This window comes from Microcoleus sp. C2D2, assembly GCF_036702495.1.
GTDB lineage: Bacteria > Cyanobacteriota > Cyanobacteriia > Cyanobacteriales > Microcoleaceae > Microcoleus.
Genome location: NZ_JAUBTO010000033.1, coordinates 48,822 through 61,327, shown reverse-complemented (window position 1 = coordinate 61,327; position 12,506 = coordinate 48,822). Strand labels below are relative to the sequence as shown.

At 45.3% G+C, this 12,506-nt stretch carries 15 protein-coding genes and 2 pseudogenes; 11 read left to right on the top strand and 6 right to left on the bottom strand.

The annotated features are described in order from the left end of the window. Nucleotides 1-171: pseudogene (locus tag QUB61_RS13605) on the top strand (photosystem II q(b) protein); the annotation flags it as partial. Here the strand turns inward: QUB61_RS13605 and QUB61_RS13600 are convergent. After that, nucleotides 161-364, bottom strand: a complete 204-nt coding sequence (locus QUB61_RS13600; protein WP_333129157.1) for a hypothetical protein — start codon at nucleotides 362-364, stop codon at nucleotides 161-163. The pseudogene QUB61_RS13605 and the gene QUB61_RS13600 sit on opposite strands and share 11 nt — an antisense overlap. Before the next feature lie 858 nt (nucleotides 365-1,222). Here QUB61_RS13600 and QUB61_RS13595 point away from each other — a divergent pair. Both QUB61_RS13595 and QUB61_RS13590 read left to right on the top strand, forming a co-directional pair. Next, nucleotides 1,223-1,408, top strand: a complete 186-nt coding sequence (locus tag QUB61_RS13595; RefSeq protein WP_333129155.1) for a hypothetical protein — start codon at nucleotides 1,223-1,225, stop codon at nucleotides 1,406-1,408. A gap of 179 nt (nucleotides 1,409-1,587) precedes the next feature. Beyond that, nucleotides 1,588-1,917, top strand: coding sequence for a hypothetical protein (locus QUB61_RS13590; protein WP_333129152.1), 330 nt, complete (start codon nucleotides 1,588-1,590; stop codon nucleotides 1,915-1,917). A gap of 194 nt (nucleotides 1,918-2,111) precedes the next feature. On the opposite strand, the gene QUB61_RS13585 is transcribed toward QUB61_RS13590, so the two are convergent. From QUB61_RS13585 to QUB61_RS13570, 4 genes are all read right to left on the bottom strand, one after another. Further along, complete coding sequence (locus tag QUB61_RS13585; protein WP_333129150.1) at nucleotides 2,112-3,314, bottom strand: glycoside hydrolase family 10 protein; 1,203 nt, start codon at nucleotides 3,312-3,314, stop codon at nucleotides 2,112-2,114. Between the two features lie 131 nt (nucleotides 3,315-3,445). Further along, on the bottom strand, nucleotides 3,446-4,708 hold the full coding sequence (locus QUB61_RS13580) for a serpin family protein (RefSeq protein WP_333129148.1): 1,263 nt from the start codon (nucleotides 4,706-4,708) through the stop codon (nucleotides 3,446-3,448). Between the two features lie 230 nt (nucleotides 4,709-4,938). Continuing rightward, nucleotides 4,939-6,000 carry an amidohydrolase family protein gene (locus QUB61_RS13575; RefSeq protein ID WP_333129146.1) on the bottom strand — a complete coding sequence of 354 codons (1,062 nt, stop codon included), beginning with the start codon at nucleotides 5,998-6,000 and terminating at the stop codon, nucleotides 4,939-4,941. Between the two features lie 30 nt (nucleotides 6,001-6,030). Next, complete coding sequence (locus QUB61_RS13570; RefSeq protein ID WP_333129144.1) at nucleotides 6,031-6,162, bottom strand: hypothetical protein; 132 nt, start codon at nucleotides 6,160-6,162, stop codon at nucleotides 6,031-6,033. 467 nt (nucleotides 6,163-6,629) lie between these two features. On the opposite strand from QUB61_RS13570, the gene QUB61_RS13565 reads away from it, so the two are divergent. From QUB61_RS13565 to QUB61_RS13550, 6 genes and pseudogenes are all read left to right on the top strand, one after another. Then, a complete protein-coding gene (locus QUB61_RS13565) occupies nucleotides 6,630-7,400 on the top strand; it encodes a cysteine hydrolase family protein (protein ID WP_333129141.1) in 771 nt (256 codons plus the stop codon). A 246-nt stretch (nucleotides 7,401-7,646) separates the two neighbouring features. Beyond that, on the top strand, nucleotides 7,647-8,084 hold the full coding sequence (locus tag QUB61_RS13560; protein WP_333129139.1) for a cupin domain-containing protein: 438 nt from the start codon (nucleotides 7,647-7,649) through the stop codon (nucleotides 8,082-8,084). A gap of 369 nt (nucleotides 8,085-8,453) precedes the next feature. Beyond that, nucleotides 8,454-9,400 (top strand): annotated as a pseudogene (locus QUB61_RS39890) (CocE/NonD family hydrolase). Continuing rightward, nucleotides 9,307-9,894, top strand: a complete 588-nt coding sequence (locus tag QUB61_RS39885) for a CocE/NonD family hydrolase (RefSeq protein ID WP_445300190.1) — start codon at nucleotides 9,307-9,309, stop codon at nucleotides 9,892-9,894. The pseudogene QUB61_RS39890 and the gene QUB61_RS39885 overlap by 94 nt, the downstream one beginning before the upstream one ends. Before the next feature lie 18 nt (nucleotides 9,895-9,912). Further along, complete coding sequence (locus QUB61_RS39880) at nucleotides 9,913-10,077, top strand: hypothetical protein (RefSeq protein ID WP_445300189.1); 165 nt, start codon at nucleotides 9,913-9,915, stop codon at nucleotides 10,075-10,077. A gap of 19 nt (nucleotides 10,078-10,096) precedes the next feature. Continuing rightward, nucleotides 10,097-10,444, top strand: coding sequence for a DUF952 domain-containing protein (locus QUB61_RS13550; RefSeq protein ID WP_333129136.1), 348 nt, complete (start codon nucleotides 10,097-10,099; stop codon nucleotides 10,442-10,444). A gap of 252 nt (nucleotides 10,445-10,696) precedes the next feature. Here the strand turns inward: QUB61_RS13550 and QUB61_RS13545 are convergent, their stop codons facing one another. Next, the gene (locus QUB61_RS13545; RefSeq protein ID WP_333129159.1) at nucleotides 10,697-11,959 is read right to left on the bottom strand and encodes a CCA tRNA nucleotidyltransferase; all 1,263 of its coding nucleotides are present in this window, start codon (nucleotides 11,957-11,959) and stop codon (nucleotides 10,697-10,699) included. 107 nt (nucleotides 11,960-12,066) lie between these two features. Here QUB61_RS13545 and QUB61_RS13540 point away from each other — a divergent pair, with 107 nt between their 5' ends. Both QUB61_RS13540 and QUB61_RS13535 read left to right on the top strand, forming a co-directional pair. After that, nucleotides 12,067-12,315: a Ycf34 family protein gene (locus tag QUB61_RS13540; RefSeq protein WP_332955532.1), complete on the top strand. Its 249-nt coding sequence runs from the start codon at nucleotides 12,067-12,069 to the stop codon at nucleotides 12,313-12,315. Beyond that, entirely contained in the window at nucleotides 12,276-12,425 is a 150-nt protein-coding gene (locus tag QUB61_RS13535; protein ID WP_333129134.1) for a hypothetical protein, read from the top strand. The genes QUB61_RS13540 and QUB61_RS13535 overlap by 40 nt, the downstream gene beginning before the upstream one ends. Nucleotides 12,426-12,506: the final 81 nt, after the last annotated feature.

The window sequence follows — 12,506 nt, the reverse complement described above, 5'->3', positions numbered from 1 at the left end:
TCGATTATCGACTCACAAGGTCGCGTCATCAACACTTGGGCTGATGTGATCAACCGCGCTAACTTGGGTATGGAAGTCATGCACGAGCGCAACGCTCACAACTTCCCTCTCGACTTGGCTGCTAGTGAAGTCACCCCAGTAGCAATGGTTGCTCCTTCTATCAACGGCTAAGTTTTAGTCTTTGATTAACAAAAAGCGCTCCTAGAAATAGGGGCGCTTTTTGTTTGGGGAAAAAGATTTTTAGAGACATCCTTCTTCCTTCTTCCTTCTTCCTTCTATCCGTTAAATCCGTTACCCCCCTTACATCCGTTACATCCATCCGTTGCCTTCCTTCTTCATTTTTCCTTCTTCTTTCTTCCTTCATCCTTTAATTTTTTATGATTACTATAGCAATCCTAAATCATTTGTGAATTTCTTACTCCCTCCCCGCGGCTTCGGGGAGGGCTGGGGTGGGGTAAAAAATTTATGACTCCTGCAAGGATTGCTATATAAAATATAGCCACTAGGTCGATCGAGATACAATGCGACATACTCCACGCGCGAAATCTCATATTATGGTCTAGGATTCCCATAGTCGGACTCAGGATATCTTGGACTTGCCGTAGAGTGTTCGCTAGCATTAATGCAATTGTCTCAATTCCAGAATCTAACCATAGACGAATGTAGCCGCTCGGAGTCGGTCTTCACCGTCCCAAGCGCTCTATCTGTAAGGAGTCCCCAATGGTTGAATCCTTATCAACGTCAGAATAGGATCTTGCTCGGAAGTACGCGTGGCAAGGAGCGTATGTGAAAAAAGTTAAAATCGCAGGCTCTTGGGTAAGTAAGTGTTTTCTCGTCAAACGTCCAAGGTGTAGTAAAAAATTGCCTGGTATGCTCTCAGCAGACGGGATTGAATGTTGCGTCACGCCCAAGTGCGATTATCAGCGCCAAGTCTACACGCCCACAGAGTTAAAGCATCTTGGTTGCTGAGTCCGCTTTTTTGGAGTTGGTTTGCAGGTGTTCGCTCTTACCTCCCTGTTTTCACCTCTTTTCCCTATGAGTATTGGGAGGTTCAAATCTTCGCCCTTCCGTGACTTCCAGCACGAACGACACTTCACACACACATCTGCCATGCTAGTATTCACAATGTGTGTTTTGGATAGTGCAATCGCATTCAACGACGAATGAGTAGGTGTTTCCGACCCGTGTACTAACTGCTTTTTTGACACGAATTGCATACTCAATGAAACCTACTAACGCATCTAAAAGAAGTAGAGAATACTTGCTGGAATTAGAGGTGGAGCAGCTTATAGCGGTAGCAAAGGCAAACAAAAATACTTTTCTCGCCACCCGCAATTATCTTATTATACTCCTCAGCTACCGCCACGGCTTGCGCGTGAGCGAGCTAATTTCGGCGTTGCTGAATTGAGGTATGATAAGTGCGGTTAAGGGATGTTTTGGCTACCCGATTTGCCTCGTTGACAATATGTTCTATCGGTACCACGCCCGTGTTCGATCTATTTGCCTTCGGTTATAGGGAGCTCTGATGGATACTACCCTCGAATATACCCCTTTGAAGACTTCCTCTGCCTGCCCAAGAAAACAGCTTTGCGTCGCTTTCGGCAAGCTTGCGGCCTCGGCAAAGTCGAGAACTCCAGCGGTCAAGTTAGAGCCGGTTGCGGTGGTGGCAACTCGACAGGGTGCGCGAATACTCGCGGCACTTTGTGGACTTACGTGAACTGTCGCATCGAGCCTCAGAAACTCACAGGGCATACCTACACCACTATTCAGTTAGAACTGCGAGAATATTTCATAGGTTGCGCTTTCGATGCCGAGGCAGCCAAAAAACGCGGCAGACGGCTCGCCGATACTCTTGATGCTACTTGTCGCACATTGACGGAGCTAGTGTTTCGGGAACTTGACAATAAGGTGAAGTAAATTGTAAACAAGCGGTCAAGGGCGATGGCTTATTCCTTAAAAAAAAGAGTTAACCTGTGCGGAGATTGTGCAATCTGCTTGCGAGTAATTTTCCCACTTTCTGGGACTGAGATAGCCAATTGTTAGGAAAGCGCTCAAAGATAAGAGGACAATTCATAAGCGCTGTAGCATTTTTCTCATTTTAACCGTGGGTTTCAAATTCTGCCTTCGGATGGCGGGCGCTGCATCTTTGTGGGGAATAATTCTTGCAAAGCCGAATTGCGCTGTTCGGGGGTTTCGCTAGCCCAATTCGACAAACTTTCGTAAAAAAAGAACGACACGCCAGCGAAATCTCTTTTTCGCACTTCTTGCACTTGTTCTTGAATTTGTTTTAGGGGCACGGAATTATTTTTAAGACCTGTTAAAATGCCGATCGCAGTTGGAATGTTAAGTTTAGCCAATTTAACTTCTTCCCGTTCCAGTTCGGCACTAAAACGCTTGATATCGCTGCGATAAACCTGCAACACAATGTCGTCGATATAGCCGCGTCTTTCCCAGGTAAACCAGTCCTGCAAGTGGGCGGGTAAAGCAAAGTGAAAAGGGTTGGGAGATAAGCTGACAATACATTTTTCTTTGCGGGATTTGATGGCGCGGGAAACTCTGCCCACGAAGTCGTTAATTTTGTCAGCGCGCCAGCGCACCCAGAAGGTTTCGCGGGCGTCGTCGGAGGGAGGGCTTTTGATTTGTTCCTGATACATTGACACTGTTAACGGCTCGTAGCCAAATTCTACTGGCAAGCCGAAATGGTCGTCAAATTGAATGCCATCTATATCATAATTATCGACAATTTCTAGGATTAAATCTAAGATAAATTGCTGCACTTGGGGATGAAAGGGATTCAGCCAAACTCGCTCGTGTTCGCCTTCTTTCCAAATAGTTGAACCGTCGCGTCGCTGCGCCAGCCAGTCTGGGTGAAGTGTGGCTAATTCTGATTCGGCGGGAGCCATGAAACCAAACTCAAACCAGGGGATTACTGCTATACCTTTTTGGCGGGATTGTGCTATAATTTCTTTGAGAATGTCTCGGTCTTTCAATCCGGGCGATGGGTCGATCGACTGTCCGAATACTCGTTCGGCTGCAGCGCTCGGATAAAGCGTATACCCTCCTTGCCAAACCGTGGGATAGATGGTATTGAAATTGAGTTTATCCAGTCGATTTACAGCGTTAATGATGTTGTTGCGCGAGAAGATAACGTCGCTGTCAATGTTCGTCAGCCAGACGCCGCGCACTTCGGTTGTTGGGGTTTTGGGCGGGGTTTGAGCTAAGAGACGGGGGGATAAAATCGCGGAGGAGGTAAGGGCGATCGCAAAAACAACTATTAAAGCCAGTATCCGCTGCCATTTGTGCAATTTAATCATCAATTTGTCGCAAATATGATTATTTTTAGACTGATATTTTACCGTATAATTAGCTTGTTAGCGTGCGTCAGCTAGGGTTATTTTATTAAAAGTCGATCGAACATTTCCTGACGCACCTACTATTTTTGATATTATTGGGGGTCAACAATGGTACCCATAAATAATATTGTTCCTGTACTCTGGTCTTGAATGGCAGAAAAGAATGGACGGTTTACATTCATTTGAAAAGGCGATCCAGATCTGCTAAACCTGATGGAAGTGACGGCGGCTGCTTCTGTACCTTCTTCGTTCACTTCGACAAATGTTTTGTGTTTTACTGAATCTACTGCTACGTCGTTATCAGTCATCGGAGAAAAATCTGCTTTTGAACTATAAAAAAATCCTGCCATTCCCAAAGCTGTGAGTGTGTTTTCGAGTTCAACTTCATACTCTATTTTGAAGCGGGGTATTTCAATAGTACCATTTCTATTTGTAAATTCTTGCATCCATTGATTCCAGTTTTCTGGTGTTAATTGCTGCAAGAAAGTGGGCAAATTGCTATTGGAGTGGGGCAAGAAAATATACATAGCCAGAGCGCCTTCTTTTCCGTAAGGTAAACTGACTGCTTGAAATTGGTCTGTTTCGTAGTACCCAAAATTACCTTTCTGGGACATCATCGGATGCTGTTTTGAACTGCCGTCGGTTAAAGAGAAAGTTTTGTTCGCAGTTTGAGATTTATCAAAGGGCGTTTGCCAGTTGCCTTTGAAATAGATAGCGTTAATCAAAAACAAGACTCCACCGGGGCTAATTTTATCGACAATTCTATCGATTTTTCCTTGAGTTTTTTGGCTCACCCAGTTGTTAATGATGCTAATAGCTTGCGGATTTATAAAGTCTAGTTCGGTAACATTAGCATTGTAGTATTTTTGATTTGTTTGCAGAAATTTTGGTTTTAAGGAGAAGCCTTGTTGCGCCCAAAGCGAGTTAGCAATTAATACTTGGACATTGGGGTCAACTTTCGGAAAACTATTTTGCAAAGCTTGATTTGCTGCGTTGATTTCTTGCGGAGTCATTCCCGTAAATTCGAGAACTTTTGTCATTTCTTGTTTGGTTTCTCCGCTGACTCCGTTGTATGTCATTGACAGTGCGAGGGCGACAGAAGTAGGGGAAATAAAGATATTTTTATTCGGCTGTTGTTTGCTTAGGGTGTTGAACAAGTTAAAACCAAATTTGGTATTAGCTGCAACCAGTCTGGCGTCTACATCGCTCTCGTTGTTAAGGGGTGTCATGGCTGCAGCTTTTGAGTGATTAGGATTTGCGAGGTTGATGGGGTTAATTTTAAGTGCCGGCGCTAATTCTGCGAAAATTGCTAATGTAATGATGGCAGCAGTAGCCAGCCTGGTTTTCCATGACATAACAGTTATCTCTAGTTGGGGAGCGATCTTACTTTTCTATTATGACTTACCTGTTTTAATTAATTTACTTTTGCTGCCTTTATTGTTACCGATATTTTTTGTTTGAGGCTGTATGGGATAATTCTACTGACTTTTAACGCTGGTGATGCTTCCCTAAAATACGGTGTCTAATGGTACTTGAGATTGTAGCAAAGGACAGGATCGTATTTTAGGGAAACAGAGGATAGCTTTTAAGAATAACCTTGCACTTTCATCACTTGGCGGTAATGGGCTTCAATCTCGCCCACCGTTTGCGATTGACGCTTGCTCGTCCACTCGCTGCGATCGAATAATTCCCGCCTCAAAGCATCAACATCGATCGTTTTCACCTTACCTTCTGTGACAATTTGCTTGCCGTTGACCCAAACGCTGTCTACCGCATTAGTCGGGCGTCCCAATATTAGCAAGCCAATCGGATCGGTGCGCGGCAGCAATGATAAACTGGTTAAATCATACAGCACAATATCTGCTTTTTTACCGACTGTCAAGGAACCCATTTCCTCGGCGAGATTCAAGCCTTTTGCTCCTCCCAGGGATGCCATTTCTACAGACTGGCGCGGTGTAATCCATTGGCGGTAATCCAAATCGGTGATATTGTGCAAAATCGAACCAATTTTAATCGCTTCCAGCAAATCTTGAGAGTCATTGCTAGCAGCGCCGTCGCAGCCAAAAGATACGTTGACTCCCGCTTGACGGTATTTCAAAATCGGTGCAATCCCGCTTCCCAGGCGCAAGTTGCTGAGGGGATTGTGTACGGCTGTCGCTCCAGTTTCTGCCATAATCGCTATGTCGGAATCGTCCAGCCAAACGCAGTGCGCTAAGGAAGTCCGTGGACTAAAATAACCAATTATTTGCAGGTGTTCGACAGCGCTACAGCCGTATTTTTCGTGGGCTAACTGTTTTTGCGCGGAAGTTTCTAATAGGTGGGCGTGGCGACAAAGATTGTAGCGATCGCTCAATTCGATGCAGCCTTCAAACAAAGCATCAGAACGCAGTTGAATTCCCGTCGGCGCCACCAACATATTAACACCTTTTTCGGGATTGTGAAACTGTTTTATGGCTGTTTCCATTAATTCCAAAGTTGCCTTAGTCGATCGAATGTAAGCCGCGTGTTCGATACCGCTATCGCCAGAAGGCATTCCCGCTGTCAGGGATTGATCTTGAATTAACGGCCCGATAAAAGCGCGGATACCGATTTCTTGATAAGCGCGAACTGCGGCGGCGATTATTTCTAATTCTTGCCCCGGAATCAAAACTAAATGATCGACTACACTTGTACCGCCCTACAGCAATGTTTCAACCGCAGTTCCCAAGGCGCTCAAGTAAACTTGTTCGGGATCGAGAGGGGTAAAATCGTATAATTCGGCAATCCACAACTCCAGCGGCAAAGGGGGAATAATGCCTCGTTGCCACATTTCTGAAGAGTGAGTGTGGGCGTTGACAAAACCGGGTAGCAGCAGCTTATTTTTGCCGTCAATAACTGTTTCACCCCCCTATCCCCCCCTTGGTAAGCGGGGGAATTAGAGGGGGGGTTCCCCCCTTGGTAAGCGGGGGAATTAAAAGAAGGGTGATTGGGCGCGATCGCACTTATGCAATTATCCACCACTTGCACCTCTGCGGTTTCGTAACCGCTCTCAACCGGAATTAAAGCATTTTGAATTGTAAAGCTCACAGATTTACCCTTTTGTAAATTTACATTAATTTTTATTATGATTGCATGGCGCTAACATTGGCGATCGCCCAGCTTTAAGAAAGTTAATAAATCATAAAATTCATCAAAAAGTTGCCCCTGATACTTAATTCTAGTAAAGATTTAAGATATGACAAGTTAGTAACAATCAAATGGTGATAAAATTGAAAGTGTTTTTGAGTCACAATCCCTATGAATTCTGATACTCTCCGCACCTTGGGCGTACCGCCGAATGCTTGGAAAGTTGATGCCAAAATTGCCGATATCACCCGCTCGCCGATCGCGCCTCAACCTGTTACTCTGGAAACAGAAACTAAAACTCTGCGTTTGGACTTAGCAAAAGCAGCAATGTTGGTGATAGATATGCAAAATGATTTCTGTCATCCCGACGGTTGGCTAGCACATATTGGCGTGGATGTAACGCCCGCCCGAACTCCAATTAATCCTTTAAAAAATTTGCTGCCAAAATTGCGATCGCACGCAGTGCCAATTATTTGGATCAACTGGGGGAACCGCCCCGATTTGCTCAATATTAGTGCAGCTTCCCGTCACGTTTACAATCCCACAGGCGACGGCGTAGGTTTGGGAGATCCGCTGCCAAAAAACGGCGCACCTGTACTGATGGCAGGGAGTTGGGCGGCCGCAGTTGTCGATGAATTGACACCGAATCCCGAGGATATTTGCGTTGATAAATATCGGATGAGTGGCTTTTGGGATACTCCTTTAGATAGCATCTTGCGGAACCTCGGTAGAACTACACTTTTATTCGGAGGAGTAAACGCCGATCAGTGCGTCATGGCTACACTGCAAGATGCTAATTTTCTCAGTTACGACTGTATTTTAGTCAAAGATTGTACAGCTACGACATCTCCCGAGTATTGCTGGCAAGCTACTCTTTATAACGTCAAACAATGTTTTGGCTTTTTGTCGGATTCTCAGGCTATGTTAGAAGCAATTAAATAGCAGTCATTGGTCATTAGTCATTAGTCATTAGTCATTAGTCACTAGGAATAAATTTTTGAGGCTAAATTGCCACAGGACTTACTCGATGCCAGAAACCTGGTTTCTTCGTAAATCTTTAGTTATCAAACAACCATTTTTAAGACAAAGCCGGTTTCGTAAGTCCTGAACTAATGACTCGGGATTCTCACTAATAACAGCAGAAACCTAACAACTGACAACTAACAAAAAAACATGACAAACCACTGCATGATTCCTGTTATAAAGTCTCCGAAAGACTACCAAGCATTTCGCATCAGTCCGGGCGATACTAATAGATTAGCTATCGTCTTCGATCCGGTAATAGCCAATGTTTCATTAACAGTTTGCGTGGAGATTTTCGATGTGGGCGGCAAAACTCCTCCCAACCGCCATCAATTCGCAGTAGAAATGTTTTTTGTACTCAAAGGAACAGGGCAAGCAACCTGCGACGGCAAAACAGTTAGTATTCAACCGGGAGATAGTTTGTTAGTGCCTCCAACTGGCACTCACGTAATTGAGAATACGGGCACTGAACGTTTGTACACTTTGTGCATTATGGTGCCGAATGAGGATTTTGTGGAACTAATTCGCAGCGGTACACCAGTCGAACTCGATGAGGAAGATATGAGAGTTCTCGGGCGATCGGATGTACTCGTATCGCGCTAGGTTTGTAGTAAGGACTTGAGTCCTAGGTTTGTAGTAAGGACTTGAGTCCTTAAAGAAAAAGCTAAAGACCTTACTACTGAGATGTTGCACCATTATCAAGAACAGGCTTTCCGGCCTGTGAAGCGAAGAGTGAATTTTATTGTGGGGTGGGCAGGAGAGCCCGCCCCTAAAAGATTTATCGAGAATGGTGCAAGATGTCAGTTACTACTCACATCTTGCACCATTATCAAGAACAGGCTTTCCGGCCTGTGAAGCGAAGAGTGAACTTTCTTGTGGGGTGGGCATCCTGCCCGCCCATAAAAGATTTATCGAGAATGGTGCAAGATGTCAGTTACTACGAACTTTTTTAGTTGATGTTCTTTAGGATTTATGCTGAAACTTCGTCCGAAAGAAACAGCGTCAATGCTAACTACAGATAGCCTGCGTTTAGATGCTGACATCTACCGCCCCGATGCTGCGGGTGAATTTCCAGTATTATTAATGCGGCAACCTTACGGAAGGGCGATCGCCTCTACAGTAGTATATTCCCATCCCGCATGGTACGCAAACACGGCTACATCGTTGTCATCCAAGACGTGCGGGGACGCGGCACTTCCGAAGGGGAGTTTAATCTATTTGTTAGCGAAACACAAGACGGTTTTGATACCGTCAATTGGGCAGCTAATTTGCCGGGAAGTAACGGCAAAGTCGGAATGTACGGTTTTTCCTACCAAGGCATGACTCAACTCTACACTGCGGCTGCTAAACCGAGCGCATTAATCACAATTTGTCCGGCAATGGTAGGCGGTAATTTATACGCAGATTGGGCCTAGGGCGGCGGCGCGTTTTGTCTGCAATCAAATCTCGGCTGGGCAATTCAGCTAGCCGCAGAAACCGCTCGCTTAAAAACCGATATTTCTGCCTATCAAGCCTTTTATGCAGCTTCGAGAAATCTCCCGCTACACGATACCGTGCCGGCGCGTCCTGAGATTATTAAAAATCTGGCCCCAGACTCATATTATCACGATTGGTTGGATAATTATCGACCGAGCGAGTATTGGGAAAAGTTATCGGCAAACATCAAAGATTTAGACTTGCCAATGCTGCACGTTGGCGGTTGGTTTGATACTTATTTGCGGGGAACAATCGATCTTTACAAGGAAATGGCGAGCCGGAGTTCCTGTCCGCAGCATTTGATAATTGGCCTTGGGCGCATTTACCTTGGGGGCGAAAAGTTGGAGCGTTGGATTATGGTTTTGCAGCTTCAAATCCTGTGGATGAGTTGCAAATTCGCTGGTTCGATCGCTTCCTCAAAGGAGTTGATACAGGAATATTAGACGATCTGCCGATTTCGCTATTTGAGATGGGGAGGAATGATTGGCGGAATTTTGATAAATGGCCTAATAATAATCATAAATCTTATTTTTTAGCAAGTACCGGACTTGCCGCGATGAGAGCAGATGGGGGTATTTTAACAGAGAGTTGCGCGGATGTTTGCACTGATGATATATTCGTACATGACCCTTGGCGGCTGGTGCCATCCTTGGGAGGTCACGCTGCATTTCCTGCAGGCGCGATGGAGCGATCGACTATTGACTGTCGCACCGATGTTTTAACATACACTTCGGCACCGCTAACAGCAGATTTGCACTTAGCTGGAGATATAATTGTCGAAGTATTTTGTACCGCCGATGCGCCGAGTTTTGATTTGTGTGGGATACTTTCTGAGGTCAAAGATAGCGGCAGCGTCTACAATTTTACTCAAGGTTACGTCCGGGTAAATTCAGGTGAAATACCTGTGAGAATTGTGCTGCAAGCAACTTGTATGTAAATTGCCAAAGGTAATGCGTTGCGTCTGAGTTTGAGTGCGGCTTGTTTTCCCGCTTACGACGTGAATCCGGGAACGGGTGCGCCGGACGGTGAAGCGCGGGCGATCGATGCTAACATTATCACGCTGACAGTAAGTGGTGGCGGAAATTGTCCCTCTCAAATTTTGCTGCCAATTGTCGATTAAACCTAGAACTTATTCAATTATGAGCATTATTTTTCACATCACCCGCAGCCAACAGTGGGAACAAGCAAAACAAGTTCAATCCTATCGCGGAGATACGCTAGGTTCTGAAGGATTTATCCACTGTTCGACTCTGCCGCAAGTTCTTAAATCTGCTAATAAATTTTTTGTGGGACAAACAGGATTGCTGCTGCTTTCGATTGACTCGGACAAAGTGCAAGCTGAAATTAAGTATGAATTGGCTGCGGGTGAAAATTATCCGCACATTTACGGGCCGCTGAATGTTGATGCTGTGTTGAAAGTTGTTGAGTTTGAACCGGGTGCCGATGGCAAGTTTGAATTGCCGGCAGAATTAAGGGATGTTGTTTAATACTCATATGTTGCACCATTGTCAATTAGCCTTTTATGAACAGGCAAGATGCCTGTGAAGCGAGAAAATTTATATTTTGTGGAACAGGCATCTTGCCTGTTGCTGACAATGGTGCAAGATATCAGTTAATATGCACATTGTGCACCATTGTATACTAACTTTTTAGGGCGTTGCTCTGAGCAACGGCCCACAATACAATTAAGTTTCTCGCTTCACGGGCCGAAGAGCCCGTTTCTAACATTAGTGGAAAATCTAAACTTCAACTGATTTATCTACCAACTCTGCCGCCAATTTCAGCGCATCTTCGCGAGTCGCAATCCTACCCTCCACCCGCGCTAATTGAATCTCCATTAACAATTGACCGATGCGCGGACTTCTGGGCAAATTTAAATATTCCATTAAATTATTGCCACTAACTAATTGTGTGGGATGAGCAATAATATCATCCCTATCGAGATAGCGATTAATTAATAGTGAAATTTCATCAATCGCAACTCCCGCCGCCACCGCCAAAACCGCTAAAACGGGAAATACTATTCCTACATCCCGAAACAAAAAATACTGTTCTCTCAAAGACATTTCCGCGATAGGTTTTGCTGGCAATGTGGGCAAGTATTTCAAAAGCCCGATCGCACTTTTAATCTCTGCATTGCTGTACTTCAACCGCAGCAACTGGGTTTCAGCAATTGTCGGGTCGGAATCTGCCAAAAGGGCCAACTTCGCAACCGCCAACAACGGCGTTTTAATCGTATCTCGAATCGATCGCGAAAATTCTCTCCCCAAATCTGGATAAACTGTCGCTAACTTGGCAGCAGACGCATCAATTTTTGTCAAAATATCAAAACGCTCGATCGCACTTTCAAACCAAATCGAAAACAAACCGTCTTCGCAACCGCGACAAATCCAAGGAACACCGTCAGGATTGCTCAACAAATAACCCAATTCCGTCCGCACCCGTTCCACCGCTACCCGACTCAACAGCGGCGCCAATTCCCGAATCGCAGATTGAGTTTCAGCTTCGATCGCAAAACCCAACTGCGCCGCTTGGCGGTAAGCTCTTAATAACCTCAGCGGATCGTCCTCCAAATTTGACCGCGAAATCATCCGCAGCAAACCCAACCGCAAATCAGTTTGACCGTCCAAAGGATCGATGATTTCTCCGGTAAAAGGATTGCAGCCGATCGCATTTATCCGAAAATCCCGGCGCAGCAAATCCTCCTCGAGACTCCCCCCTTCCGCTTGCGCAAAATCCGCCGTACCGCCGGCAAACACCACCCGCGCAATTTGGCGTTCCGCATCCAACAAGACAAATCCAGCTTTCGCGCGATCGGCAATTTTTCGAGCAGTCTTCACCGCCCGTGTTAGCATAACGAAATCCAAATCAAAATAGTGCGATCGGCGCCCGAGCAGCGCATCCCGCACCGCACCCCCCACCAGATAAGCAGGCGGTGTCAGCATTTCCAAATCAAACGGCCAAGTATCAGGAGATAATGCAGAGGGCAAACTAATCGGCATCGCAACAAAAATAAACAAACTTACAAACAATTAAGCTCTTGCTACGCTAGATTAACAGAAAGCTCGAAATTCACCAATCTTTTTGAAATGCACAGAGGATATCAAGAATGTGTATTTGTATTAACTGCCACTATGTAGACCGCTGCTTCACCTACCACGCCGTAGAAGAACAGCACGAACAGATTCACCTCACTGAAACACCCGATTTCGACCCCGTAGAACCCACCATCAACGTCAACATCCGTCCCCGCCAAGACGAAATTGAAATGGAATGGGATGTAGTCGGGTGTCAAAGTTTCAAGCAAGAGACCGGCAAATGGGCATCATTGCGGCCAGGCGAACTCGTCCCGACTTAAGGAAGAAGGAAGAGGGAAGAAGGAAGAAGGAAGAAGGAAGAAGGAAGAAGGAAGAAGGAAGAGGGAAGAAGGAAGAAGGAAGAGGGAAGAAGGAAGAAGGAAAAAAATAAAACGCTCTCCTTTTCTTGTTTCTTCTTTTTACCCTATTTTCAATTTCCCATTTCCAATATTCAATTCCCAATTTTCAATTC

Coding starts and splice junctions, on each gene's coding strand:
- QUB61_RS13570 (WP_333129144.1), bottom strand. CDS start 6,162: ATGTGGCAACGAGGCATTATTCCCCCTTTGCCGCTGGAGTTGTGGATT.
- QUB61_RS13550 (WP_333129136.1), top strand. CDS start 10,097: ATGAGCATTATTTTTCACATCACCCGCAGCCAACAGTGGGAACAAGCA.
- QUB61_RS13580 (WP_333129148.1), bottom strand. CDS start 4,708: ATGTCATGGAAAACCAGGCTGGCTACTGCTGCCATCATTACATTAGCA.
- QUB61_RS13540 (WP_332955532.1), top strand. CDS start 12,067: ATGTGTATTTGTATTAACTGCCACTATGTAGACCGCTGCTTCACCTAC.
- QUB61_RS13600 (WP_333129157.1), bottom strand. CDS start 364: ATGAAGGAAGAAAGAAGAAGGAAAAATGAAGAAGGAAGGCAACGGATG.
- QUB61_RS13595 (WP_333129155.1), top strand. CDS start 1,223: ATGAAACCTACTAACGCATCTAAAAGAAGTAGAGAATACTTGCTGGAA.
- QUB61_RS13545 (WP_333129159.1), bottom strand. CDS start 11,959: ATGCCGATTAGTTTGCCCTCTGCATTATCTCCTGATACTTGGCCGTTT.
- QUB61_RS13535 (WP_333129134.1), top strand. CDS start 12,276: ATGGGCATCATTGCGGCCAGGCGAACTCGTCCCGACTTAAGGAAGAAG.
- QUB61_RS13560 (WP_333129139.1), top strand. CDS start 7,647: ATGATTCCTGTTATAAAGTCTCCGAAAGACTACCAAGCATTTCGCATC.
- QUB61_RS13585 (WP_333129150.1), bottom strand. CDS start 3,314: ATGATTAAATTGCACAAATGGCAGCGGATACTGGCTTTAATAGTTGTT.
- QUB61_RS13565 (WP_333129141.1), top strand. CDS start 6,630: ATGAATTCTGATACTCTCCGCACCTTGGGCGTACCGCCGAATGCTTGG.